This is a genomic window from Pseudomonas sp. RT4P38 (genome assembly GCF_054897765.1).
This window is the reverse complement of record NZ_CM142703.1, coordinates 5,713,239-5,738,424: the sequence shown is the minus strand read 5'-3', so window position 1 is coordinate 5,738,424 and position 25,186 is coordinate 5,713,239. Positions and strand designations below refer to the sequence as shown.

Sequence of the window (25,186 nt, the reverse complement as noted above, 5' to 3'; positions counted from 1 at the left end):
CGGCGGGTTCTGCGAGATCGGACCACGAGAACGGCCCACCTTTATCAATACGACTAAAGCGCCATGAAATGCCGGCCACTGGCATCTCTCGTGAATGCGGGTGCTTTGCGGGCTTGTCGAAAGTTGGGGCTACGCGAGTTTTAGCTACTTTCTTTTGCGATCCCTTCGCCATGTAACCTCACAGAGAGCTGTAGTACTCGGCCATAGCTGCTTGGCTAATTTCCACGTTACCGCGTGCTCCGTCAGTCAAACCTGCTTGCTGGCGTGCATTTTTCCACGGGTCTTCTGCGTGCGTGAGGTCACTTAGCCATTGAGAGTGCTTGTCGCCGTAATGCTGTAAAACAGCTTCAACAGTTTCAAGCTGGTCCTTGTCGAGTTTGCGTGGATTGCCTTCGATCTGGCCCGGCGCGACAGTGTAAAGGCCCCGATGAGCGGCGTAGAGCTCAGGAATTACAGGTCCATTTGCCCAAGCCTGCACCTGTTCCGATATCAGAGGTGCCTCGTCCCATACAAGTGACCAAGCCTGACTGTAGTAAACAAGTTTTTGAAGTTTCATAGCTGTCATTTCCCCCATCCTTTCCTGGATGGCGGCTGCTACATCGACAGCCCGAACCGGGATGTGTTGAGCAGACATTTTTCAATCTCCTTGGGTTTGTAGACTCAAATTATAACAACGGAGGCGAAATGTGCCGGATATAAACCCATGTGTCTATATGTACAGTAGTTAACCGATAGTTGGCATGCATGGAATCATCCAGAGTCCTATCTTCAAATTTTCAGCCACCATGGGCTTGCCGATCAAAAAACTCAAGAAAAGCGCCAAGGAATGTCTGGTGACGACCTTTTCTGCGGGCTTATCAATCTGAATGATCAGTACCCATCAGGCAGATCTGTAGGCTGCTAGCGGATTGCGCGCTAAGCTGCGGATTCCTTTCCCAGCGGCGGAGCCGAGCATGTCCGAGTTGATTCTTCATCACTACCCGACGTCCCCTTTCGCCGAAAAGGCCCGCCTGTTGCTGGGTTTCAAGGGGTTGTCCTGGCGCTCGGTGAAGATTTCGCCCGTGATGCCAAAACCTGATCTGACGGCGTTGACCGGCGGCTACCGCAAGACACCGGTGTTGCAGATTGGCGCAGATATCTATTGCGACACGTCGCTGATCGCCCGCCGTCTGGAACAGGAAAAAGCCTTGCCGGCGTTCTTCCCGGAAGGTCAGGAAATGATCGCCGCGACCTTCGCCGCGTGGGCGGATTCGGTGGTGTTTCAGCATGCGGTGAGCCTGGTGTTTCAACCGGAATCGGTGGCCGTGCGCTTTGGCGCATTACCGCCAGAAGCGATCAAGGCATTCATGGCCGATCGCGCCGGGCTGTTCAGTGGAGGCAGCGCTACACGTTTGTCCGCAGAGCAGGCCAAGCATCAATGGCCGACGATAATGGGACGTCTGGAGCAGCAGCTTCAGCGCGAGTCGGGCGACTTCCTGTTCGGAGAGCCATCGATTGCCGACTTTGCCCTGGCCCATTGCCTGTGGTTCCTCAAAGCCACACCGGTGACTTCACCATTGGTCGATGCCTATCCCGCGGTCAGCGCATGGTTCGGGCGCGTGATGGGCTTCGGTCATGGTGCGTTCAGCGAGATGACCTCCGAGGAGGCGCTGGAGGTTGCGCGCAATGCCACGCCGGCCGCGTTGCCGGATGAGCAATTCGACGAACCGAACGGGTTAGAGGTGGGCCAGCAGGTGGTGATCGCAGCGACCGACTACGGTGTTGATCCAGTGGCTGGAGAGTTGTTGTTTGCAGGGCGAGAAGAATTGATTCTGCGTCGTGAAGACAAGCGTGGCGGGTTGGTGCATGTGCATTTTCCGCGATTCGGGTTTCGCATCGAAAAACACTGACACAACCACCTGTGGCGAGGGGATAAATCCCCTCGCCACAGGTATTGAGTGAGCAAAAATAGGTTATTTCAGTGCGGCGAGAATGCTGTCCGGGTCATACCCGCGAATCAACGTCCCGTTCACATCGATGATCGGAATCCCGCCGCCACCCAGCGCCTCATAGGCCTTGCGCGCCTCGGCATCTTTCTCGATATCGAATTCCTTGTACGGAATGCCTTTCTGGTCGAGAAAGCGCCGGGTCAATTTGCAGTACCCGCACCATTCGGTGGCGTAGAGCACGACGTTGGCCTTGGCCTGAGTCTGCTCGGACACCACCTGCGCCGGGTGGAACACCCGCTCGATCTTGCCCCAGTTCTGATAGACCACAACCACCAGCAGGATCAGCAGGAATTTCTTCAGCACGCCACCGAGCATCAGTTACGTCGCTTGAGCTGGTCAGTGAGTTGGGTCGGCAGGCCTTTGATGATCAGCGTGCCGGCTTCTTCGTCGTATTCGATCTTCGAGCCCAACAGGTGCGCTTCGAAGCTGATCGACAGGCCTTCGGCGCGACCGGTGAAGCGGCGGAACTGGTTGAGGGTGCGCTTATCTGCCGGGATCTCCGGCGACAGGCCATAGTCTTTGTTGCGAATGTGGTCGTAGAAGGCTTTCGGGCGCTCTTCGTCGATCAGCTCCGAGAGTTCTTCCAGGCCCATGGGTTCGCCCATTTTTGCCTGGCTACTGGCGTAATCCACCAGGGTCTTGGTTTTCTCGCGGGCGGATTCTTCCGGCAGGTCTTCGCTTTCGACGAAGTCGCTGAAAGCCTTGAGCAGGGTGCGGGTTTCGCCTGGGCCGTCGACGCCTTCCTGGCAGCCGATGAAGTCGCGGAAATACTCCGAAACCTTTTTGCCGTTCTTGCCTTTGATGAACGAAATGTACTGCTTGGACTGCTTGTTGTTCTGCCATTCGGAGACGTTGATCCGCGCCGCCAGATGCAGTTGGCCCAAATCCAGATGCCGGGACGGGGTCACGTCCAGCTGATCGGTCACTGCAACGCCTTCACTGTGGTGCAGCAGGGCGATCGCCAGGTAGTCGGTCATGCCTTGCTGATAATGCGCAAACAGCACGTGACCGCCCACAGAGAGGTTCGACTCTTCCATCAGCTTTTGCAGATGTTCTACCGCCACACGGCTGAACGCGGTGAAATCCTTGCCGCCATCGAGGTATTCCTTCAGCCAGCCGCTGAACGGATGCGCCCCGGACTCGGCATGGAAGAAACCCCAGGCCTTGCCTTGTTTGGCGTTGTAGCTCTCATTGAGGTCGGCAAGCATGTACTCGATGGCGCTCGACTCAGGCAGTTCTTCGTCGCGAGCATGGAGAACTGCGGGCGTGCCGTCGGGTTTTTTGTCGATCAGGTGGACGATGCAATGACGGATCGGCATGGGCTTCTCGGCTGATTGAAGAGAGGAGGGCGTGCTCCCCGAAAAAGCGCTCAGTGTACCGCAACCACTGGTTTTGGCGCGGCACGAAGGGCGATTGGCGGGTGTCCGATGGCGCTTATGCTGTTTTTTACAGTTTTAGAGCAATAAAGCTGACCAAATGGGTAGCTAGAGGCGGATATTTCCCCGTCTCTGTGCTAGTTTTGCCCGGTCTTACGCGAAGTCACTGCGTTAAGCGTGCATTCAGCATTTGTCAGGTCGAACCAAACCCTGATTTCGGTATCTATAACCCCGATCCCGTGGTTATTGGCCGAGGGTGCCAGATCCAGAAGATCGGGCTCGATGGCTGACACTGCACTCTGCAATCCATATGAATTTGATAGGGAAGGAACACTACATGGCTCTTACTAAAGACCAACTGATCGCCGACATCGCTGAAGCTATCGACGCGCCAAAAACCACCGCGCGTAACGCTCTGGACCAACTGGGCCAAATCGTTGCCGATCAGCTGGAAAACGGCGGCGAAATCACTCTGCCAGGTATCGGCAAACTGAAAGTGACTGAGCGTCCTGCCCGTACCGGCCGCAACCCTTCGACTGGCGCTGCCATCGAAATCGCTGCCAAGAAAGTTATCAAGTTGGTTGTGGCCAAAGGCCTGACCGACGCTGTTAACAAGTAAGACGCAGTAAAAAAAACCGTGCTCCGGAGCAATCCGGGCACGGTTTTTTTGTGTCTGCGATTCAGCGACTGACCAGGGGCCAATCGCTGTTTCAGTCGCTACTCAGCTCTTGCGAGCCCAGCGTTCGCGCCAGACCTGCTGTTCGGATTTGGTCTGGAAGGTCCAGGCGACGAAGCGGCTTTGCTTCTGCCCCTGAGACATTTCCACGACCTGGCTTTCCAGTACGCCAGCCTTTTTCAGCGCCGTCTGGATCGCCGGCAGGTTGGAGGCTTTCGAGACCAGGGTGCTGAACCAAAGCACTTTGTGTTGAAAGTGCGCGCTCTCGGCGATCAGTTGCGTCACAAACCGTGCTTCGCCACCTTCACACCACAGTTCAGCCGATTGACCGCCAAAGTTCAGCACTGGCAGCTTGCGTTTCGGGTCGGCGCGGCCCAGCGCGCGCCATTTACGCTCGCTGCCCTTGGTGGCCTCGTCCATTGAGGCGTGGAACGGCGGGTTGCACATGGTCAGGTCAAAGCGTTCGCCGGGTTCCAGCAAGCCCAGCAGTATGTGCTTGGGATTGCTTTGCAGACGCAACTGGATGGCTTTGTTCAGCCCGTTGGACTGCACGATGGCTTTGGCAGCGGCCACGGCCGTCGGGTCGATTTCCGAGCCGAGGAAGTGCCAGCGGTAGTCGCTGTAGCCGATCAACGGATAGACGCAGTTGGCGCCCATGCCGATATCGAGCACCTTGACCGGCGCGCCGCGCGGGATCTCGCCGTCGTTGACGCTGGCCAGCAGGTCGGCCAGGAAGTGCACATAATCGGCACGACCCGGAACCGGGGGGCAGAGGTAATCGGCCGGGATGTCCCAGTGGGCGACGCCATAAAACGACTTGAGCAACGCCCGGTTGAACACACGGACCGCGTCCGGGCTGGCGAAGTCGATACTTTCCTTGCCATACGGGTTGATGATCACGAACTTCGCCAGTTCCGGCGTGGTTTTGATCAGCGCCGGGAAGTCGTAACGACCCTGATGGCGGTTGCGCGGATGCAGGCTGGCCTTCTCACGAGGCTCCACGGCTTTGGCCGGGGTCGCGGAATCAGGCTTTTTGCGCGCAGGTCTTGGTGTGCGGGGGGCGTTCATGGGCGTGGTCGATTCGGGTATGGCTAAAAGTGGCGGGTATTGTCCCACAGACAATGGCCGCGCGGGGGATCCCGTAGGAGCGAGGCTTGCCCGCGAAAGCCGCGACGCGGTCAAACCGACATACCGCGTTATCGTTCTTCGCGGGCAAGCCTCGCTCCTACAGAAAGCGAAAAGGTCGGGCATAAAAAAGGGAGGCCGTTGCGGGCCTCCCTCTTCATTGCGATTTGCCGTTACAGGCTGGCAATCCGCGCATGCTGCTCGGCCAACTTGCCCAAAGCCTGTTCAGCCTCGGCCAGTTTGGCGCGTTCCTTGTTGATGACTTCGGCTGGAGCCTTGTCGACGAAGCCGGCGTTGGACAGCTTGCCGCCAACCCGCTGAACTTCACCCTGCAGACGCAGGATTTCCTTGTCCAGACGCGCCAGCTCAGCATCTTTGTCGATCAGGCCGGCCATCGGCACCAGCACTTCCATCTCGCCAACCAGTGCGGTGGCGGACAGCGGTGCTTCTTCGCCAGCAGCCAACACGGTGATCGATTCGAGGCGAGCCAGCTTCTTCAGCAGGGCTTCGTTCTCGGTGAGACGACGCTGATCTTCGGCGCTGACGTTTTTCAGGAACAGGTTCAGCGGCTTGCCTGGACCGATGTTCATTTCGCCACGGATGTTGCGCGTGCCGAGCATCAACTCCTTGAGCCATTCGATGTCGTTCTCGGCGGCCGGGTCGATGCGCTCGTCATTGGCCACGGGCCAAGGCTGCAGCATGATCGTCTTGCCTTCGATACCGGCCAGCGGCGCGATGCGCTGCCAGATTTCTTCGGTGATGAACGGCATGAACGGGTGCGCCAGACGCAGGGCAACTTCCAGCACCCGAACCAAGGTGCGGCGGGTGCCGCGCTGACGTTCGACCGGCGCGTTTTCGTCCCACAGCACAGGCTTGGACAGTTCCAGGTACCAGTCGCAATACTGGTTCCAGATGAACTCGTACAAGGCTTGTGCGGCCAGGTCGAAACGGAACTGATCGAGTTGACGGGTCACTTCGGCTTCGGTGCGTTGCAGCTGCGAAATGATCCAGCGATCCGCCAGCGACAGCTCGTAAGCCTCGCCGTTCTGGCCGCAGTCTTCGCCCTTGTCCAGCACGTAGCGTGCGGCGTTCCAGATCTTGTTACAGAAGTTGCGATAGCCTTCAACGCGGCCCATGTCGAACTTGATGTCGCGACCGGTGGAGGCCAGCGAGCAGAAGGTGAAACGCAGGGCGTCAGTGCCATAGCTGGCGATGCCGTCGGCGAATTCGTCGCGGGTCTGCTTCTCGATCTTCTTCGCCAGTTTCGGCTGCATCATGCCGGAGGTGCGTTTCTGCACCAGCTCTTCCAGCTCGATACCGTCGATGATGTCCAGCGGGTCCAGGACGTTGCCCTTGGACTTGGACATCTTCTGGCCCTGGCCATCGCGCACCAGACCGTGAACATAAACGGTCTTGAACGGAACCTGCGGCGTGCCGTCTTCGTTCTTCACCAAGTGCATGGTGAGCATGATCATCCGGGCAACCCAGAAGAAAATGATGTCGAAACCGGTGACCAGCACATCGGTGGAGTGGAATTTCTTCAGAAATTCGGTCTGCTCAGGCCAGCCAAGCGTGGAGAACGTCCACAGGCCGGAACTGAACCAGGTGTCGAGAACGTCGTTGTCCTGTTGCAGGGCAACGTCGGGACCGAGGTTGTGCTTGGCACGGACTTCGGCTTCATCGCGACCGACATAGACCTTGCCCGACTCGTCGTACCAGGCCGGAATCCGGTGGCCCCACCACAGCTGACGGCTGATGCACCAGTCCTGGATGTCGCGCATCCATGAGAAGTACATGTTTTCGTATTGCTTGGGCACGAACTGAATGCGGCCATCTTCAACGGCGGCAATCGCAGGCTCGGCCAATGGCTTGGTCGACACGTACCACTGGTCGGTCAGCCACGGCTCGATGATGGTTCCGGAACGGTCGCCTTTCGGTACTTTCAGGGCGTGATCGTTGACGCTGACCAAGAGGTCGGCAGCATCGAACGCAGCAACGATCTGCTTGCGCGCTTCAAAGCGGTCGAGTCCGGCGTATTCGGCCGGGATCTTGCCGTCGATGCTTTCATTGAGCGTGCCATCCAGGTTGAACACCTGGCAGGCCGGCAATACGGCGGCGTTCTTGTCGAAGATGTTGAGCAGCGGCAGGTTGTGACGCTTGCCGACTTCGTAGTCGTTGAAATCATGGGCCGGGGTGATTTTCACGCAGCCGGTGCCGAATTCAGGGTCGCAGTAATCGTCGGCGATGATCGGGATGCGGCGGCCGACCAGCGGCAGCTCGACGAATTTTCCGATCAGGGCCTGGTAGCGTTCATCGTTCGGGTTAACCGCTACGGCGGCGTCGCCGAGCATGGTTTCCGGGCGAGTGGTCGCGACGATCAGGTAATCGTTGCCTTCAGCGGTCTTGGCACCGTCGGCCAGCGGGTATTTCAGGTTCCACAGGAAACCTTTCTCGTCGTGGTTTTCCACTTCGAGGTCGGAAATCGCCGTGTGCAGCTTGGTGTCCCAGTTGACCAGGCGCTTGCCGCGGTAGATCAGGCCGTCTTCGTGCAGACGCACAAAGGCTTCTTTCACCGATTCCGAGAGGCCGTCGTCCATGGTGAAGCGCTCGCGGCTCCAGTCCACGGACGAGCCGAGGCGGCGGATCTGACGGCTGATGTTGCCGCCAGACTGATCCTTCCATTCCCAGACTTTCTCGAGGAATTTCTCACGGCCCAGATCGTGACGATTCTGGCCCTGGGCTTCGAGTTGACGCTCCACCAGCATTTGCGTGGCGATACCGGCGTGGTCGGTACCCGGTTGCCACAGGGTGTTGCGACCCTGCATGCGACGGAAACGGATCAGGGCGTCCATGATCGCGTTATTGAAGCCGTGACCCATGTGCAGGCTGCCGGTGACGTTCGGCGGCGGGATCATGATGGTGTAGGACTCGCCCGCGCCTTGCGGGGCGAAGTAATTCTCTGACTCCCAGGTGTTGTACCAGGAAGTTTCAATGGCGTGCGGCTGGTAGGTCTTATCCATGCGCGGCGGGACCCTATTGGCATTTATTCAGGAAAAGCCGGCAAGTATAGCGGGGCATGGGGCGTAGGGCGAGATGAACGCGGGAGGAACCTGACCATCAGCAACAGCAGAGAACCAATGTGGGAGCGAGCTTGCTCGCGATGCAGGCACCGCGGTTTATCAGGAAACCGAGGTGATGCTATCGCGAGCAAGCTCGCTCCCACAAAGGGCTAGGGTTATTCGTATTGGTTAAGGAGGCGTTCCATCCGCGCGCTGAGGCGGCGTTTGATTTCGGTTTCGATGTGCGGCGCGAAGTCGTCGATCACGTCTTGCATGATCAATTGCGCGGCGGCGCGCAGTTCGTTGTCCAGGTGCAGCAGGTCGTCGGGGCCCCTGCTGGCGGCGGGTGCCGGTTGGGCGGCAGGGGCGGGCACCGCCGGTGCGAGGGTTGGCGGGTTGACGCCGACCGTGTCGAACAGCATCGGAATCTGTTCCTGATCACCTTCCTCGACCGTATCGGTGAGCAAGGGTGGTTGCAGGTTGTCATCGCCGAGCAGTTGGCGGATCGACTCGAGGTCGTCCAGCAGGTGCGCGGACTTTTGTTGCGGTTTTGGAGTGTCCATCGGAATGCTCAGAGTCGCTGTAAACGGTGATCTTGCAGAGGATAGCCCTGTTCGCGGTAGAAGCGGAAACTCTCCCGCGCAGCCGTACGAATGGTCGGATCTTCCACCACCACTTCCGCCACGCGGGCGAACTTGTTGGCGAATGCCGGGACTTTCAGGGCGAGATTGACCAACAGGTCCTGATGCGGACCGCAGTCATCGCCAAGACCCAGCACAATCAAACCGTCCGGCTCATTTTTCGCGGGGCCGTGGGGCACGAAGCTTTCGCCCTTGAAGGCCCACAGACGCGCATCGAGATCGTAGCGCTGGGCGGCATCGCTGCAATGCAGGTAGATGCGGTGGCCCATGCGCCAGGCTTTTTCGGTGAGCTTGCAGGCGAAATCCAGCCGTGCCGAAGGATCGGCGCTGGGCAGGATATAGAAGTCGACTTTGGTCATTGCGGTTCCTGAGCCAAGAGCGGCGTCACCCGGAAGTGACGCAGCCCTGGGTCATCGGTTTCAGGCTTTGGCGCGATCCAGCAGGTATTGGGTCAGCAGGGGCACCGGACGGCCAGTGGCGCCTTTGTCCTTGCCGCCGCTGGTCCAGGCCGTGCCGGCGATGTCCAGGTGCGCCCAGTTGAGGTTCTTGGTGAAGCGCGACAGGAAGCAGGCCGCGGTGATGGTGCCGGCTTTCGGACCACCAATGTTGGCGATGTCGGCGAACGGGCTGTCCAGCTGTTCCTGGTACTCGTCGAACAACGGCAGTTGCCAGGCACGGTCATCGGCCGATTGGCCGGCGCTCAGCAGCTGGCCGATCAGCTCGTCGTTGTTACCCAGCAGGCCGGACGTGTGGGAACCCAGCGCGACGACGCAAGCGCCGGTCAGGGTCGCGATGTCGATCACTGCTTGCGGCTTGAAGCGCTCGGAGTAGGTCAGGGCGTCGCACAGCACCAGACGGCCTTCGGCGTCGGTGTTGAGGATTTCCACGGTCTGGCCGCTCATCGTGGTGACGATGTCGCCAGGACGCGAAGCATTGCCGCTTGGCATGTTCTCGGCGCACGCGAGGATGCACACCAGGTTGATCGGCAGTTTCAGCTCGAGCACGGCACGCAGGGTGCCGAATACGCTGGCAGCGCCGCCCATGTCGTACTTCATTTCATCCATGCCGGCGCCTGGCTTCAGGCTGATGCCCCCAGTGTCAAAGGTGATGCCTTTGCCGACCAGTGCGTACGGCTTCTCGGATTTCTTGCCGCCGTTGTATTGCATGACGATCAGGCGCGGTGGCTGGGCGCTGCCCTGGCCGACGGCGTAGAACGAGCCCATGCCCAGGTCCTTGATCTTCTTCTCATCGAGGACTTCGACTTTCAGGCTCTTGAATTCTTTGCCCAGGTCTTTGGCCTGCTCACCCAGGAACGTCGGGTGGCAGATGTTCGGCGGCAGGTTGCCCAGGTTGCGGGTGAACGCCATGCCGTTGGCGATGGCGGTGGCGTGGGCCACGGCGCGCTCGACTTCAGCCTGTGCAGCCTTGATGGTCACCAGGGTGACTTTCTTCAGGGCGCGCAGTTCGGCTTTCTGGCTCTTGAACTGGTCGAAGGTGTATTCGCCGTCGACCAGGGTTTCCGCCAGCAGGCGGGTTTTGCCGTAGCTGTCGCGGCCTTTGACCACAACTTCGTCCAGCGCCAGCACCGCATCGCTGCCGCCCAGGCCTTTAAGGGTGTTGAGGATGCCGGCGATGATTTTACGGAACGGGCGGTCGCCCAGCTCTTCGTCCTTGCCCACGCCCACCAGCAGCACGCGTTCGGCCTTCAGGTTCGGCAGGCTGTGCAGCAACAGACTCTGACCGACTTTACCCGCCAGGTCGCCACGCTTGAGCACAGCGCTGATGGCGCCACCGCTCAGTTCGTCGAGTTGTTTGGCGACGGCGCCGAGCTTGCGGCCTTCGCCGACGGCGACTACCAGAGTGGCGGTTTTCAACGTTTCTGGGCTAACGCTTTTTACAACCAGTTCCATGTCCGGGTCCCTGAATTAATGGTCAACACGCAAGTGTTCGACGGCACGCGTTCGAGCTTGCTTATAAATAGAAAGACGCAGGTCACGGCCTGCGACAAAGGCCGCAGTTTGAACCTCGTGCCCCGAGCCTGACAACCCTCGGTTGTACGATCTTCAACGCTTTAGCCGCCCGCTTGAGCGTGCGCAGTGACAGGCGCGCTCAATCACAGGATAATGCGCATCTTTTTCGGCGGCTCTGCCCTTCGAGCCGGCTGATGCGTTTGCTTGTTTGGCCGCCTTAGCCTGACAACCCTGGAGTGTCTGGTTTGATCGTCTTCCGTTATCTATCCCGCGAAGTCCTGTTGACCTTGAGCGCCGTCAGCGCTGTGCTGCTGGTCATCATCATGAGCGGGCGCTTCATCAAGTACCTCGCCCAGGCGGCCTCTGGCCTCCTGGATCCGGGCTCGCTATTCCTGATCATGGGCTTCCGTCTGCCGGGTTTCCTGCAGCTGATTTTGCCTCTGGGCCTGTTTCTCGGAATCTTGCTGGCCTACGGTCGCCTGTACCTTGAAAGTGAAATGACGGTGCTGTCTGCCACTGGCATGAGCCAGCAGCGTCTGTTTACCATGACCCTTTTTCCAGCCACCCTGGTTGCACTGGTGGTGGCATGGCTGAGCCTGAGCCTGGCGCCACAAGGCGCCAATCAATTCCAGTTGCTGTTGAACAAGCAGGATGCCCTGACCGAGTTCGACACCCTGGAGCCGGGCCGCTTCCAGGCTTTGCGTGACGGCACGCGGGTGACCTACACCGAAACGCTGTCGGATGACCGCGTCAACCTCGGCGGCGTCTTCATTTCGCAAAAGAACGTCTCGTCCGATAAGAAGGACCGTGGAATTTCCGTGCTGGTGGCCGAGAGGGGCCGTCAGGAAATTCGCCCGGACGGTAACCGTTACCTGATTCTCGACAACGGCTATCGCTATGACGGCAATCCAGGCCAGGCCGACTATCGGGCGATCAAATACGACGAGTACGGCGTATTGCTGCCCAAGCCGGACGTCAGTGACGAAGTGACCGACCGTGACGCAATGACCACCGCCTCGTTGCTGGGCAGTGACGACATCCGTTCGCGTACCGAATTGCAATGGCGTCTGTCCTTGCCGTTGCTGGTCTTCATCGTGACCTTGATGGCGGTGCCGTTATCGCGGGTCAACCCGCGTCAGGGCCGTTTCCTCAAGCTGCTGCCGGCGATTCTTCTTTATATGGCTTACCTGTCCATCCTGATTGCCGCTCGCGGCGCCCTTGAAAAGGGCAAGATCCCGCCGGCTCTGGGGTTGTGGTGGGTGCATGCAATCTTCCTGGCCATCGGCCTGGGCTTGCTCTATTGGGAACCCTTGCAGTTGAAGCTGGCGAGTCGCCGCAGCGCGCAGGAGGTGGCTCGTGGATAAGCTCGATCGCTACATTGGTAGCAGCGTGTTCGTGGCGATTCTGGCGGTACTGGGGATCATTCTCGGTCTGGCAACACTGTTCGCTTTCATCGATGAAATGAGTGACGTCAGCGACACCTACACCTTGGTCGACGTGTTGAGTTATGTCCTGTTGACCGCGCCGCGTCGTCTTTACGACATGTTGCCGATGGCGGCGTTGATCGGTTGCCTGATCGGCCTCGGCAGTCTGGCCAGTCATAGCGAGCTGACCATCATGCGCGCTGCAGGCGTGTCGATCGGGCGAATCGTCTGGGCGGTCATGAAGCCGATGCTGATTCTGATGGTGGTGGGTGTGCTGATCGGCGAATACGTTGCGCCGGCCACCGAAGTCACCGCTCAGGCCAATCGCTCCCTGGCTCAGGGTGGCGGCGATGCGCAAAGCGCCAAGCATGGTTTGTGGCATCGCCAGGGTGATGAGTTTATTCACGTCAACTCTGTGCAACCCAACGGTCTGCTGTACGGCGTCACCCGTTATCGTTTCGACAAAGAGCGTCATATGCTGTCTTCCAGCTTCGCCAAGCGAGCGAAGTTCGATCAGGATCACTGGCAGTTGAGCGACGTCACCACCACGTTGTTCCATGAAAAGAGCACTGAAGTGGTCACCGCCCCGGTCGAGCGCTGGAATGTCGCCTTGAGCCCGCAGCTGTTGAGTACCGTGGTCATGTCGCCTGACACGCTGTCGATCAGCGGTCTGTGGGGTTACATCCACTACCTGGCTGACCAGGGCCTGAACAATGGTCGTTACTGGCTGGCATTTTGGGTCAAGGTGTTGCAGCCGCTGGTCACCGCCGCGCTGGTGCTGATGGCGATTTCCTTCATCTTCGGTCCGTTGCGTTCGGTGACCCTCGGGCAGCGGGTGTTCACTGGCGTGCTGGTGGGCTTCACCTTCCGCATCGTTCAGGATCTGCTCGGTCCTTCGAGCCTGGTCTTCGGTTTCTCGCCACTGTTTGCGGTACTTGTTCCGGCGGGTGTTTGTGCCTTGGCCGGGGTCTGGTTATTGCGCAGGGCCGGTTGATCAGGGGTTTCTACTGACCTTGCTGGCCACTCAAAACGCCCCTGTCGCAAGACCGGGGCGTTTTTGTAACCGCCGTCTGACCTGCGAACGTGACGCTTGCGCCGTGGATCAGGTACAATTCCCGGCTATTTTTCGGCGGGCTATGCCTGCAGCCTTTTTGAGTGTTGATCCGTGAGTGATTTGAGTCATATCCGCAATTTCTCCATCATCGCCCACATTGACCATGGCAAGTCGACGCTGGCCGATCGCTTCATCCAGATGTGTGGCGGCCTTGCCGAGCGCGAAATGGAAGCCCAGGTTCTGGACTCCATGGACCTGGAACGTGAACGCGGGATCACCATCAAGGCCCACAGCGTCACCCTGTATTACACTGCTCGCGATGGCATCAAGTACCAGCTGAACTTCATTGACACCCCGGGCCACGTTGACTTCACCTACGAAGTCAGCCGGTCGCTGGCGGCCTGTGAAGGTGCGTTGCTGGTGGTCGATGCCGGTCAGGGCGTTGAAGCGCAGTCGGTTGCCAACTGCTACACCGCGATTGAGCAGGGCCTGGAAGTCATGCCGGTCCTGAACAAGATCGACCTGCCTCAGGCCGATCCGGACCGCGTCAAAGAAGAAATCGAAAAAATCATCGGTATCGATGCCACCGATGCGGTCGAGTGCAGTGCCAAGACCGGTCTGGGCGTCGACGAAGTGCTCGAGCGTCTGGTCAAGACCATTCCTGCGCCAACCGGCAACTATGAAGATCCGCTGCAAGCGTTGATCATCGATTCCTGGTTCGACAACTACCTGGGCGTTGTTTCCCTGGTGCGCGTGCGCCACGGTCGTGTGAAGAAGGGCGACAAGATCCTGGTTAAATCCACCGGCAAGATCCACCTGGTGGACAGCGTCGGTGTGTTCAACCCGAAACACACCGCCACCGTCGACCTGAAGGCCGGCGAAGTGGGCTTCATCATCGCCGGCATCAAGGACATCCACGGTGCACCGGTGGGTGACACCCTGACCTTGAACACCACGCCAGACGTCGACGTGTTGCCCGGTTTCAAACGCATTCAGCCGCAGGTGTACGCCGGCCTGTTCCCGGTCAGCTCCGATGACTTCGAAGATTTCCGTGAAGCCCTGCAAAAGCTCACGCTCAACGACTCGTCCCTGCAATACACCCCGGAAAGCTCCGACGCCCTGGGCTTCGGTTTCCGTTGCGGGTTCCTCGGCATGCTGCACATGGAAATCATCCAGGAGCGCCTGGAGCGTGAGTACGACCTGGACCTGATCACCACGGCGCCGACGGTAATTTTCGAGCTGTTGCTGAAAACCGGTGAAACGATTTACGTCGACAACCCGTCGAAGCTTCCAGACCTGTCCTCGATCGAGGACATGCGTGAACCAATCGTGCGGGCCAATATTCTTGTGCCGCAAGAGCACCTGGGTAACGTCATTACCCTGTGCATCGAGAAGCGTGGCGTACAGCACGACATGCTGTTCCTCGGTACTCAGGTTCAAGTGACCTACGATTTGCCGATGAACGAAGTGGTTTTGGACTTCTTCGACCGTCTGAAATCCACCAGCCGTGGCTATGCTTCGCTGGATTACCATTTCGATCGTTATCAATCGGCTAATCTGGTGAAACTGGATGTGCTGATCAACGGTGACAAAGTCGACGCCCTGGCGTTGATCGTGCACAAGGATAACGCGCACTACAAAGGTCGCCAGTTGACCGAGAAGATGAAAGAACTGATTCCACGTCAGATGTTCGACGTCGCAATCCAGGCCGCCATTGGCGGGCAGATTATTGCGCGAACCTCTGTCAAGGCGCTCAGAAAGAACGTATTGGCCAAATGCTACGGTGGTGACGTTAGCCGTAAGCGCAAGCTGTTGGAAAAGCAAAAGGCCGGTAAAAAACGCATGAAGCAAGTGGGTAACGTGGAAATTCCACAGGAAGCCTTCCTTGCAGTGCTCAGGTTGGATAGTTAGGTCCTATGTCACTAAATTTCCCGCTGTTGCTGGTCATCGCCGTGTTCGTCTGCGGCCTGTTGGCGTTGCTCGATCTGCTGTTCCTGGCGCCACGGCGCCGGGCTGCCATCAACTCCTATCAGGTGAGTGTCAGCCAGGCTGACATGGTGGTCGTCGAGAAACTGAACAAAGAGCCGCTGCTGGTCGAATACGGCAAGTCGTTCTTCCCGGTGTTGTTCATCGTGCTGGTACTGCGTTCGTTCCTGGTGGAACCGTTCCAGATTCCTTCCGGCTCGATGAAACCGACCCTGGACGTTGGCGACTTCATTCTGGTGAACAAGTTTTCTTACGGGATCCGCTTGCCGGTGATCGACAAGAAAGTCATCGAAGTGGGTGATCCACAGCGCGGCGATGTGATGGTGTTCCGCTACCCGAGCGATCCGAACGTCAACTACATTAAGCGTGTGGTGGGCCTGCCGGGTGACCAGATTCGTTACACCGCCGACAAGCGTCTGTTCGTCAACGGTCAGTCGATTGCCGAACAACTGGTCGGCTCCGAGCCGGGCACGTTGGGCAGCGCTGAGCTCTACAAGGAAAAACTTGGCGTCGCCGAGCACCTGATCCGCAAGGAAATGAGCCGTTACCGCGCAACGCCGGACCATTCGTGGACCGTGCCGGCCGGGCACTACTTCATGATGGGCGACAACCGCGACAACTCGAACGACAGTCGCTACTGGGATGATCCGAGTATTCCCAAGGATCTGCTGGGCATGGTTCCCGACAAGAATATCGTCGGCAAGGCCTTCGCAGTCTGGATGAGCTGGCCGGAACCTAAACTCAGTCACCTGCCGAATTTCTCGCGGGTTGGCCTGATCAAGTAATCACACACGGCGCTGTTGAACACAGCGCCGAATGCATTTCTGGAACCGGCACAATCGGCGCCAGAAGCATGAAAACAATGATATTCAGGACGTAATTTTTGAACACAGCGTTAATTGTCCCAAGCCTGCGCCGCATTACGGCGATGGCGGTGGAATCCAACCACGAACTCAGCGTGGGTAAACCGTGAGCGTCTCCTTAAGCCGTCTCGAGCGTCAGCTCGGCTACACCTTCAAGGATCAGGAACTGATGGTCCTGGCCCTGACTCACCGCAGCTTTGCCGGGCGTAACAACGAACGCCTGGAATTCCTCGGTGATGCCATCCTTAACTTCGTCGCTGGCGAGGCGCTGTTCGATCGCTTCCCGTTGGCCCGCGAAGGCCAGTTGTCGCGTTTGCGCGCACGCCTGGTGAAAGGCGAGACCCTGGCCGTACTGGCCCGCGGTTTCGATCTGGGCGAATACCTGCGCCTGGGTTCCGGTGAATTGAAAAGCGGCGGTTTCCGTCGCGAATCGATTCTGGCCGATGCCCTTGAAGCGCTGATCGGTGCGATCTACCTGGACGCCGGCATGGACATGGCACGCGAACGCGTGCTGGCCTGGCTGGCCGGGGAGTTCGAAGGTTTGACACTGGTCGACACCAACAAAGATCCAAAAACCCGCCTGCAAGAGTTCCTGCAGTCGCGTGGTTGTGAACTGCCACGTTACGAAGTGGTGGATATCCAGGGTGAGCCGCATTGCCGGACGTTCTTCGTCGAATGTGAAATCACCTTACTGAATGAAAAAAGCCGAGGTCAGGGTGTGAGTCGTCGTATTGCCGAACAGGTAGCGGCCGCCGCAGCACTGATTGCCCTGGGCGTGGAGAATGGCCATGACTGATTCAACTGCAACTCGCTGTGGCTATGTCGCCATCGTCGGCCGTCCCAACGTGGGCAAGTCCACGCTGCTGAACCACATCCTCGGTCAGAAGCTGGCGATCACCTCGCGCAAGCCTCAGACCACTCGCCACAACATGCTCGGTATCAAGACCGAAGGCAGCGTGCAGGCGATCTACGTCGACACCCCCGGCATGCACAAAGGTGGCGAGAAAGCCCTGAACCGCTACATGAACAAGACCGCTTCGGCGGCGTTGAAAGACGTTGACGTGGTGATCTTCGTGGTTGACCGCACCAAGTGGACCGACGAAGACCAGATGGTCCTCGAACGCGTTCAATACGTGACCGGCCCGCTGATCGTGGCGCTGAACAAGACTGACCGCATCGAAGACAAATCCGAGCTGATGCCGCACCTGACCTGGTTGCAGGAACAGTTGCCGAACGCGCAGATCATGCCGATCTCGGCCCAGCACGGGCATAACCTCGAAGCGCTGGAGCGTGTGATTGCCGGTTACCTGCCGGAAAACGATCACTTCTTCCCGGAAGACCAGATCACCGACCGCAGCAGCCGCTTCCTCGCCGCTGAACTGGTACGCGAGAAAATCATGCGCCAGATGGGCGCCGAACTGCCGTACCAGATCACCGTCGAAATCGAAGAGTTCAAGCAGCAGGGCAAAACCCTGCACATCCATGCCTTGATCCTCGTTGAGCGCGACGGCCAGAAGAAAATCATCATTGGCGACAAGGGCGAGCGGATCAAACGCATCGGCACCGAGGCGCGCAAGGACATGGAACTGCTGTTCGACTCCAAGATCATGCTCAACCTTTGGGTGAAAGTGAAAGGCGGCTGGTCCGACGATGAGCGCGCCTTGCGTTCGCTGGGTTACGGCGACCTGTAACACCCGGTTCCAGATACACCAGAGAAACCTGTGGGAGCGAGCTTGCTCGCGATGAGGGCCTGAAATTCAACATCCATGTTGACTGACAGACCGCAATCGCGAGCAAGCTCGCTCCCACATTGGTTTTGGGTAGTTTATAAAGCTGTGCTCGTTCATTGAGAACTTTGACGCCCATGTCCCAAACTCCACCCCCCAGCCAACCCGCCTTCGTGCTCCACAGTCGCGCCTACCGCGAAAACAGCGCGCTGGTGGATTTCCTCACGCCGCAAGGTCGGCTGCGGGCGGTGTTGCGCAGTGCCCGGGGTAAGGCCGGGACGTTGGCACGGCCATTCGTGCCGCTGGAAGTCGAGTTCCGTGGGCGTGGTGAGTTGAAGAACGTCGGTCGCATGGAAAGCGCTGGTGTCTCCACCTGGCTCAATGGTGAGGCGCTGTTCAGCGGTCTCTACCTCAATGAGCTGTTGATTCGGCTGTTGCCGTCCGAAGACCCGCATCCCGCTGTGTTTGACCACTATGCCGCGACCCTGCTCGCGCTTGCCGAAGGTCGTCCGCTGGAACCGTTGTTGCGTTCCTTCGAGTGGCGGCTGCTCGATGATCTCGGTTACGGCTTCGCTTTGACCACCGACATCCATGGCGATCCTATCGCGCCGGACGGTCTCTATCGTTTGCAAGTGGATGCGGGGCTCGAACGGGTCTACCTGCTGCAACCCGGTCTGTTCAATGGCACCGAGCTGTTGGCCATGGCCGATGCAGATTGGTCAGCCCCAGGCGCGCTATCCGCAGCCAAGCGATTGATGCGTCAGGCATTGGCCGTTCATCTGGGCGGCCGTCCCTTGGTCAGTCGCGAGTTGTTTCGCAAGCCCTGATCACCCCGTATGCTGTGCGCCGAACTTTTCCATTTTCAGGAGCGCTTCCGTGACCACCAGCAATCGCATTCTTCTTGGCGTGAACATCGACCACGTTGCCACCCTGCGTCAGGCCCGGGGCACGCGCTATCCGGATCCGGTCAAGGCAGCACTGGACGCGGAAGAGGCGGGCGCTGACGGCATCACCGTGCACCTGCGCGAAGACCGTCGGCACATTCAAGAGCGCGACGTGCTGCTGCTCAAGGATGTACTGCAAACCCGCATGAACTTCGAAATGGGCGTTACCGAAGAGATGATGGTGTTCGCCGAGCGGATTCGTCCGGCGCATATTTGCCTGGTGCCGGAAACCCGTCAGGAGCTGACGACCGAAGGCGGCCTGGACGTGGCGGGGCAGGAAGTACGGATTAAAGCAGCGGTGGATCGCCTGTCAAAGATCGGCTGTGAAGTGTCGCTGTTCATTGATGCTGACGAGCGGCAGATCGAAGCGTCCCGTCGTGTCGGCGCGCCCGCCATCGAGCTGCATACCGGTCGTTACGCCGATGCCGAGACGCCGACCGAAGTGGCTGAAGAGCTCAAGCGTGTGGCGGATGGCGTGGCGTTTGGTCTGGCTCAAGGCCTGATCGTCAATGCGGGTCACGGTCTGCATTACCACAACGTTGAAGCAGTGGCCGCGATCAAAGGCATCAACGAACTGAACATCGGCCATGCGCTGGTGGCGCATGCGTTGTTCGTTGGGTTCAAGTCGGCGGTGTCGGAGATGAAGGCATTGATCCTGGCTGCGGCTTTGAAAGGCTAAATCGGCGACGTCTTTGAAGGCAGCGAAGATTTAGAGCTGCGGGGTTTCCTGATTCGGCTTGGTCTTGTCGACGCCTGGCACATGCAGGTTGCCCTCGGCGACCTGATTGCCTTCAAGTTGCGGCTGCGTCACCCACGTCAGGATGTCGTAGTAGCGGCGGATGTTCGCCACGAAGTGAACGGGTTCGCCGCCACGGGCGTAGCCGTAACGGGTTTTGCTGTACCACTTCTTCTCTGACAAGCGCGGCAGGATCTTCTTCACGTCCAGCCACTTGTCCGGGTTCAATCCTTCCTTGGCCGCCAGTTTACGTGCGTCATCCAGGTGACCGCTGCCAACGTTGTAGGCCGCCAGTGCAAACCATGTGCGATCCGGCTCCTGGATCGACTCATCCAACTGATCCTTCACGTAGGCCAGGTACTTGGCGCCGCCCATGATGCTTTGTTTGGGGTCCAGTCGATTGGAAACGCCCATGGCCTGCGCGGTGTTCTGGGTTAGCATCATCAGGCCGCGCACGCCGGTCTTCGAGGTGACGGCCGCTTGCCATAACGATTCCTGATAGCCGACCGCGGCCAGCAGGCGCCAATCGACTTTCTCTTTCTTGGCGTACGCCTTGAAGTGCTGTTCGTATTTGGGCAGCCGTTGCTGCAAGTGCTGGGCGAAGGTATAGGCGCCCACGTAGCCGAGAACATCGACGTGCCCGTAATAGCGGTCTTTCAGACGTTGCAGGGTGCCGTTCTTCTTCACCTTGTCGAGGTAGGCGTTGATCTCGTTGAGCAAGCTGTTGTCGTCGCCAGAGGCCACGGCCCAGCTCTGGTTGCTGGCGTCACCGAGGTCGAAGGCTACCCGCACCTTGGGGAAGTAGACCTGGTTCATCGCCACTTCGTTTGAGTCGACCAGGGTCAGATCAATCTGACCTTCATCGACCATCCGCAGCAGGTCGACGACTTCAACGGCGTCGGACTCTTCGTAATCAATGCCGGGGTATTTCTTTTTCAGCTCCGCCAACTGCTCGGCGTGGGTGCTGCCCTTGAGCACCATGATCTTCTTGCCCACCAGATCCTTCGCATCGGTGGGCCGCGATTGGCCGTTGCGATAGATAATCTGCGGGGTGACTTCGAGATAGGAGTGGGAAAACCGAACCTGCTTTTTGCGTACTTCGCTGCTGACCAGGCCGGCAGCAGCGATCACTGGGCCGTTGGGTTTGCCCACCTGATTGAACAGGTCGTCGAGGTTGTCGGCGGTTTCGATTTTGAGTTCCACCCCCAGATCGTCGGCGAAGCGCTTCACCAGCTCGAATTCGAAGCCGGTTTCACCGTTGCGATCCTGAAAGTAGGTGGCGGGGCTGTTACGGGTAACCACCCGCAGCACGCCATCCTCCTTTACGCGCTCCAGCGTGTTGGGTTTATCAACACAGCCACTGAGCATCAGGAAGAGTCCGGTTGCGATCAGCCATTTGGCGTACCGCGGACGCAAAGCCGTTGGGGAAAACATTTGCGCAGTATACGCAAAGGACCACGAGCGCCATATCTCGACAGCGAAGGGCTTGTCTGCTAGAGAGCGATAAACCCGCGTGAAGCCCGCAGGAATGGGCTCGGACGCTAATGTGTGACAGCAAAAATAACCCCTGGCACCCCCTTGTTTCAGGCCCAAACACCCGGCCCGACGCCCGGGTGTAGCCGCCCGTACCGTTTCGGGTGATGTCGCGGGCTGTTTAGGCTAGAATGCACGGCCTCAAAGCACACCCCTTCCCGAGGCTGTCCCGAAGATGTTGATCCTGCGCGGCGCTCCTGCCCTTTCTGCCTTTCGCCACAGCAAACTCCTTGAGCAACTGAGCCAGAAGGTCCCGGCTGTCAGTGGCTTGTATGCTGAATTCGCTCACTTCGCTGAAGTCACCGGCGTCCTGACCGGCGACGAACAGCAGGTGCTCGCGCGCCTTCTGAAGTACGGCCCAAGTGTTCCGGTACAAGAGCCGACCGGTCGTCTGTTCCTGGTGTTGCCGCGTTTCGGCACCATCTCGCCGTGGTCCAGTAAAGCCAGCGACATCGCTCGCAACTGCGGCCTGACGAAAATCCAGCGCCTGGAACGCGGCATTGCGTTCTACGTCGCCGGCCAGTTCAGCGATGCCCAAGCGCAGCTAATCTCCGATGCGCTGCATGACCGCATGACCCAGATCGTATTGGGCAACCTCGAACAAGCCGCCGGCCTGTTCAGCCACGCCGAGCCGAAGCCGCTGACCGCGATCGACATCTTGGGTGGCGGCCGCGCCGCGCTGGAAAAGGCCAACACCGAGCTGGGCCTGGCCCTGGCCGAAGACGAAATCGACTACCTGGTCAACGCCTTCGTCGGCCTGAAGCGCAACCCGCACGACATCGAATTGATGATGTTCGCCCAGGCGAACTCCGAGCACTGCCGCCACAAGATCTTCAACGCCAGTTGGGACATCGACGGTCAGAGCCAGGAAAAAAGCCTGTTCGGCATGATCAAGAACACCTACGTGATGCACAGCGAAGGCGTGCTGTCGGCTTACAAGGACAACGCTTCGGTGATTGTCGGTAACGTCGCCGGCCGTTTCTTCCCGGACCCTGAAACCCGCCAGTACGGCGCGGTACAGGAACCGGTGCACATCCTGATGAAAGTCGAAACTCACAACCACCCGACTGCGATTGCCCCGTTTCCGGGCGCGTCCACCGGCTCCGGCGGCGAGATTCGCGACGAAGGCGCTACCGGTCGTGGCGCCAAACCAAAGGCTGGCCTGACCGGTTTTACCGTGTCCAACCTGCAAATCCCGGGCTTTGAACAGCCGTGGGAAGTGCCGTACGGCAAACCTGAGCGCATCGTCACTGCGCTGGACATCATGATCGAAGGCCCACTGGGTGGCGCCGCGTTCAACAACGAATTCGGTCGTCCGGCCCTGACTGGTTATTTCCGTACCTTCGAACAGTCGATCACCACCCCGCGTGGCGACGAAGTTCGCGGTTACCACAAGCCGATCATGCTGGCCGGCGGTATGGGTAACATCCGTGCCGAACACGTGCAGAAAGGCGAGATCACTGTTGGCTCCAAGCTGATCGTGCTCGGTGGACCGGCGATGTTGATCGGTCTGGGCGGCGGTGCGGCTTCCTCCATGGCCACGGGCACCAGCTCGGCAGACCTGGACTTCGCTTCCGTACAACGCGAAAACCCTGAGATGGAACGTCGCTGCCAGGAAGTCATCGACCGTTGCTGGCAGTTGGGTGAACACAACCCGATCAGCTTCATCCACGACGTCGGCGCGGGCGGTCTGTCCAACGCCTTCCCGGAACTGGTCAACGATGGCAACCGTGGCGGTCGCTTCGAACTGCGCAACATTCCAAACGACGAGCCGGGCATGGCCCCGCACGAAATCTGGAGTAACGAATCCCAGGAACGCTACGTTCTGGCGGTCGGCCCGGCTGACTTCGAACGCTTCCAGGCGATCTGCGAACGCGAGCGTTGCCCGTTTGCCGTGGTCGGCGAAGCCACTGCCGAGCCGCAACTGACGGTCACCGACAGTCACTTCGGCAACAGCCCGGTGGACATGCCACTCGAAGTGCTGCTGGGCAAAGCCCCGCGCATGCACCGTTCGGCCGTTCGTGAAAACGAAATGGGCGACGATTTCGATCCATCGACCCTGGAGATCGCAGACTGCGTTGAACGCGTCCTGCATCACCCGGCCGTGGCGAGCAAAAGCTTCCTGATCACCATCGGCGACCGCACCATCACCGGCCTCGTGGCCCGTGATCAGATGGTCGGCCCGTGGCAGGTTCCGGTGGCCGACGTTGCCGTCACCGCGACCAGCTTCGACGTTTACACCGGTGAAGCCATGGCCATGGGCGAGCGCACTCCGCTGGCACTGCTGGACGCTCCGGCGTCGGGTCGCATGGCCATCGGCGAAACCCTGACCAACATCGCGGCTTCGCGCATCAACAAGATCTCCGACATCAAACTGTCGGCCAACTGGATGTCCGCGGCCGGTCACCCAGGTGAAGACGCGCGTCTGTACGACACCGTGAAAGCGGTCGGCATGGAACTGTGCCCTGAGCTGGGCATTACCATTCCGGTGGGCAAGGACTCCATGTCCATGGCCACCCGCTGGAACGACGAAGGCGTCGACAAGACCGTGACCTCGCCGATGTCGCTGATCGTGACCGGTTTCGCGCCTGTGGCTGACATCCGTCAGACCCTGACGCCGGAACTGCGCATGGACAAGGGCACCACCGACCTGATCCTGATCGATCTGGGCCGTGGCCAGAACCGCATGGGCGCCTCGATCCTGGCTCAGGTTCACGGCAAGCTCGGCTCGCAAGCGCCGGACGTCGATGACTCCGAAGATCTCAAAGCCTTCTTCGCCGTGATCCAGGGCCTCAACGCCGACGGTCACCTGTTGGCCTACCATGACCGTTCCGACGGTGGTCTGCTGACCAGCGTGGTGGAAATGGCCTTCGCCGGTCACTGCGGCCTGAGCCTGAACCTCGACGGTCTGGCAGAAACCTCCGCCGACATCGCCGCGATCCTGTTCAACGAAGAACTGGGCGCTGTGATTCAGGTTCGCCAGGATGCCACCCCAGACATCCTCGCGCAGTTCAGCGCAGCCGGTTTGGGTGACTGCGTGTCGGTGGTCGGTCAGCCAATGAACAACGGCCAGATCAACATCACCTTCAACGGCGAAACCGTGTTCGAAGGTCAGCGTCGTCTGCTGCAACGTCAGTGGGCTGAAACCAGCTACCAGATCCAGCGTCTGCGTGATAACGCCGATTGCGCCGAACAAGAATTCGACGTGCTGCTGGAAGAAGACAACCCGGGCCTGAGCGTCAAGCTGAGCTACGACGTCAATCAGGACGTCGCCGCGCCTTACATCAAGAAAGGCATCCGCCCACAAGTTGCCGTGCTGCGTGAGCAGGGCGTCAACGGTCAGGTGGAAATGGCGGCCGCGTTCGACCGCGCGGGTTTCAACGCGATCGACGTGCACATGAGCGACATTCTGGCCGGCCGTGTCGACCTGAACGAGTTCAAAGGTCTGGTGGCCTGCGGCGGTTTCTCCTACGGCGATGTACTGGGCGCCGGCGAAGGCTGGGCCAAGTCCGCGCTGTTCAACAGCCGCGCTCGCGATGCATTCCAGGGCTTCTTCGAACGTAACGACAGCTTCACCCTCGGCGTGTGCAACGGTTGCCAGATGATGTCCAACCTGCACGAACTGATTCCGGGCAGCGAGTTCTGGCCGCACTTTGTGCGTAACCGTTCCGAGCAGTTCGAAGCGCGTGTGGCGATGGTTCAGGTTCAGGAGTCTAACTCGATCTTCCTGCAGGGCATGGCCGGTTCGCGCATGCCGATCGCCATCGCTCACGGTGAAGGTCATGCCGAGTTCGCCAGCGAAGAAGCGTTGCTGGAAGCCGATCTGTCGGGTTGCGTGGCGATGCGTTTCGTCGACAACCATGGCAAGGTCACCGAGAACTACCCGGCCAACCCGAACGGCTCGCCGCGCGGGATCACCGGTTTGACCAGCCGCGACGGCCGCGTGACGATCATGATGCCGCACCCGGAGCGTGTGTTCCGCGCGGTGCAGAACTCGTGGCGTTCGGAAGACTGGAACGAAGACGCACCTTGGATGCGTATGTTCCGTAATGCTCGGGTCTGGGTAAACTAAAAGCGGGTTAAC

Annotated in this window: 20 protein-coding genes; 11 read left to right on the top strand and 9 right to left on the bottom strand. The window is 59.3% G+C overall.

The window, feature by feature from the left end; translation table 11 throughout:
- Positions 1-178 precede the first annotated feature (178 nt).
- A complete protein-coding gene (locus ACYZT7_RS26640) occupies positions 179-634 on the bottom strand; it encodes a Panacea domain-containing protein (protein ID WP_462038852.1) in 456 nt (151 codons plus the stop codon).
- A gap of 319 nt (positions 635-953) precedes the next feature.
- On the opposite strand from ACYZT7_RS26640, the gene ACYZT7_RS26635 reads away from it, so the two are divergent.
- Entirely contained in the window at positions 954-1,889 is a 936-nt protein-coding gene (locus tag ACYZT7_RS26635; RefSeq protein ID WP_462038851.1) for a glutathione S-transferase family protein, read from the top strand.
- A gap of 63 nt (positions 1,890-1,952) precedes the next feature.
- Here ACYZT7_RS26635 and ACYZT7_RS26630 read toward each other — a convergent pair whose 3' ends face one another.
- Together ACYZT7_RS26630 and yejK are read right to left on the bottom strand one after the other, a co-directional pair.
- Positions 1,953-2,303, bottom strand: a complete 351-nt coding sequence (locus ACYZT7_RS26630; protein WP_462038850.1) for a glutaredoxin family protein — start codon at positions 2,301-2,303, stop codon at positions 1,953-1,955.
- A complete protein-coding gene (gene yejK / locus ACYZT7_RS26625; protein WP_461974111.1) occupies positions 2,303-3,307 on the bottom strand; it encodes a nucleoid-associated protein YejK in 1,005 nt (334 codons plus the stop codon). Before yejK ends, ACYZT7_RS26630 begins: the two co-directional genes overlap by 1 nt.
- A 394-nt stretch (positions 3,308-3,701) precedes the next feature.
- Between yejK and ACYZT7_RS26620 the strand changes: the two genes are divergently transcribed.
- On the top strand, positions 3,702-3,983 hold the full coding sequence (locus ACYZT7_RS26620) for an HU family DNA-binding protein (RefSeq protein ID WP_007905514.1): 282 nt from the start codon (positions 3,702-3,704) through the stop codon (positions 3,981-3,983).
- A 102-nt stretch (positions 3,984-4,085) separates the two neighbouring features.
- Here ACYZT7_RS26620 and rlmF read toward each other — a convergent pair whose 3' ends face one another.
- From rlmF to ACYZT7_RS26595, 5 genes are all read right to left on the bottom strand, one after another.
- Entirely contained in the window at positions 4,086-5,108 is a 1,023-nt protein-coding gene (gene rlmF, locus ACYZT7_RS26615; protein ID WP_149419039.1) for a 23S rRNA (adenine(1618)-N(6))-methyltransferase RlmF, read from the bottom strand.
- A 230-nt stretch (positions 5,109-5,338) separates the two neighbouring features.
- Entirely contained in the window at positions 5,339-8,185 is a 2,847-nt protein-coding gene (locus ACYZT7_RS26610; protein WP_462038849.1) for a valine--tRNA ligase, read from the bottom strand.
- 215 nt (positions 8,186-8,400) lie between these two features.
- A complete protein-coding gene (locus ACYZT7_RS26605; protein ID WP_462038848.1) occupies positions 8,401-8,787 on the bottom strand; it encodes a DNA polymerase III subunit chi in 387 nt (128 codons plus the stop codon).
- An 8-nt stretch (positions 8,788-8,795) separates the two neighbouring features.
- Positions 8,796-9,224 carry a DNA polymerase III subunit chi gene (locus tag ACYZT7_RS26600; protein ID WP_462038847.1) on the bottom strand — a complete coding sequence of 143 codons (429 nt, stop codon included), beginning with the start codon at positions 9,222-9,224 and terminating at the stop codon, positions 8,796-8,798.
- 60 nt (positions 9,225-9,284) lie between these two features.
- Complete coding sequence (locus ACYZT7_RS26595; RefSeq protein ID WP_462038846.1) at positions 9,285-10,775, bottom strand: leucyl aminopeptidase; 1,491 nt, start codon at positions 10,773-10,775, stop codon at positions 9,285-9,287.
- Between the two features lie 305 nt (positions 10,776-11,080).
- On the opposite strand from ACYZT7_RS26595, the gene lptF reads away from it, so the two are divergent.
- The 8 genes from lptF to pdxJ all read left to right on the top strand — a co-directional run bounded on the left by lptF (position 11,081) and on the right by pdxJ (position 19,512).
- Positions 11,081-12,199 (top strand): LPS export ABC transporter permease LptF, encoded by a 1,119-nt coding sequence (lptF, locus tag ACYZT7_RS26590; protein WP_282382568.1) that lies wholly within the window; start codon positions 11,081-11,083, stop codon positions 12,197-12,199.
- Positions 12,192-13,253 (top strand): LPS export ABC transporter permease LptG, encoded by a 1,062-nt coding sequence (gene lptG, locus ACYZT7_RS26585; protein ID WP_282382565.1) that lies wholly within the window; start codon positions 12,192-12,194, stop codon positions 13,251-13,253. The genes lptF and lptG overlap by 8 nt, the downstream gene beginning before the upstream one ends.
- Before the next feature lie 171 nt (positions 13,254-13,424).
- Positions 13,425-15,224, top strand: coding sequence for a translation elongation factor 4 (lepA, locus tag ACYZT7_RS26580; protein ID WP_461965945.1), 1,800 nt, complete (start codon positions 13,425-13,427; stop codon positions 15,222-15,224).
- Between the two features lie 5 nt (positions 15,225-15,229).
- Positions 15,230-16,084, top strand: coding sequence for a signal peptidase I (lepB, locus tag ACYZT7_RS26575; protein ID WP_462038845.1), 855 nt, complete (start codon positions 15,230-15,232; stop codon positions 16,082-16,084).
- A gap of 184 nt (positions 16,085-16,268) precedes the next feature.
- Positions 16,269-16,958, top strand: a complete 690-nt coding sequence (gene rnc, locus ACYZT7_RS26570; protein ID WP_033053426.1) for a ribonuclease III — start codon at positions 16,269-16,271, stop codon at positions 16,956-16,958.
- Positions 16,951-17,853 (top strand): GTPase Era, encoded by a 903-nt coding sequence (era, locus tag ACYZT7_RS26565; RefSeq protein ID WP_282382557.1) that lies wholly within the window; start codon positions 16,951-16,953, stop codon positions 17,851-17,853. The genes rnc and era overlap by 8 nt, the downstream gene beginning before the upstream one ends.
- A gap of 173 nt (positions 17,854-18,026) precedes the next feature.
- Positions 18,027-18,716 carry a DNA repair protein RecO gene (gene recO / locus ACYZT7_RS26560; RefSeq protein ID WP_462038844.1) on the top strand — a complete coding sequence of 230 codons (690 nt, stop codon included), beginning with the start codon at positions 18,027-18,029 and terminating at the stop codon, positions 18,714-18,716.
- Between the two features lie 49 nt (positions 18,717-18,765).
- On the top strand, positions 18,766-19,512 hold the full coding sequence (pdxJ, locus tag ACYZT7_RS26555) for a pyridoxine 5'-phosphate synthase (RefSeq protein ID WP_282382553.1): 747 nt from the start codon (positions 18,766-18,768) through the stop codon (positions 19,510-19,512).
- A 30-nt stretch (positions 19,513-19,542) separates the two neighbouring features.
- On the opposite strand, the gene mltF is transcribed toward pdxJ, so the two are convergent.
- The gene (gene mltF / locus ACYZT7_RS26550) at positions 19,543-21,003 is read right to left on the bottom strand and encodes a membrane-bound lytic murein transglycosylase MltF (RefSeq protein WP_462038843.1); all 1,461 of its coding nucleotides are present in this window, start codon (positions 21,001-21,003) and stop codon (positions 19,543-19,545) included.
- Positions 21,004-21,277: 274 nt separating this feature from the next.
- Between mltF and purL the strand changes: the two genes are divergently transcribed.
- Positions 21,278-25,174, top strand: a complete 3,897-nt coding sequence (gene purL, locus ACYZT7_RS26545) for a phosphoribosylformylglycinamidine synthase (protein WP_462038842.1) — start codon at positions 21,278-21,280, stop codon at positions 25,172-25,174.
- The last annotated feature ends 12 nt before the right edge of the window (positions 25,175-25,186 follow it).

Coding starts and splice junctions, on each gene's coding strand:
- yejK (WP_461974111.1), bottom strand. CDS start 3,307: ATGCCGATCCGTCATTGCATCGTCCACCTGATCGACAAAAAACCCGAC.
- ACYZT7_RS26610 (WP_462038849.1), bottom strand. CDS start 8,185: ATGGATAAGACCTACCAGCCGCACGCCATTGAAACTTCCTGGTACAAC.
- recO (WP_462038844.1), top strand. CDS start 18,027: ATGTCCCAAACTCCACCCCCCAGCCAACCCGCCTTCGTGCTCCACAGT.
- ACYZT7_RS26600 (WP_462038847.1), bottom strand. CDS start 9,224: ATGACCAAAGTCGACTTCTATATCCTGCCCAGCGCCGATCCTTCGGCA.
- era (WP_282382557.1), top strand. CDS start 16,951: ATGACTGATTCAACTGCAACTCGCTGTGGCTATGTCGCCATCGTCGGC.
- ACYZT7_RS26595 (WP_462038846.1), bottom strand. CDS start 10,775: ATGGAACTGGTTGTAAAAAGCGTTAGCCCAGAAACGTTGAAAACCGCC.
- ACYZT7_RS26630 (WP_462038850.1), bottom strand. CDS start 2,303: ATGCTCGGTGGCGTGCTGAAGAAATTCCTGCTGATCCTGCTGGTGGTT.
- purL (WP_462038842.1), top strand. CDS start 21,278: ATGTTGATCCTGCGCGGCGCTCCTGCCCTTTCTGCCTTTCGCCACAGC.
- ACYZT7_RS26640 (WP_462038852.1), bottom strand. CDS start 634: ATGTCTGCTCAACACATCCCGGTTCGGGCTGTCGATGTAGCAGCCGCC.
- lepB (WP_462038845.1), top strand. CDS start 15,230: ATGTCACTAAATTTCCCGCTGTTGCTGGTCATCGCCGTGTTCGTCTGC.
- ACYZT7_RS26635 (WP_462038851.1), top strand. CDS start 954: ATGTCCGAGTTGATTCTTCATCACTACCCGACGTCCCCTTTCGCCGAA.
- mltF (WP_462038843.1), bottom strand. CDS start 21,003: ATGTTTTCCCCAACGGCTTTGCGTCCGCGGTACGCCAAATGGCTGATC.
- rlmF (WP_149419039.1), bottom strand. CDS start 5,108: ATGAACGCCCCCCGCACACCAAGACCTGCGCGCAAAAAGCCTGATTCC.
- ACYZT7_RS26605 (WP_462038848.1), bottom strand. CDS start 8,787: ATGGACACTCCAAAACCGCAACAAAAGTCCGCGCACCTGCTGGACGAC.
- ACYZT7_RS26620 (WP_007905514.1), top strand. CDS start 3,702: ATGGCTCTTACTAAAGACCAACTGATCGCCGACATCGCTGAAGCTATC.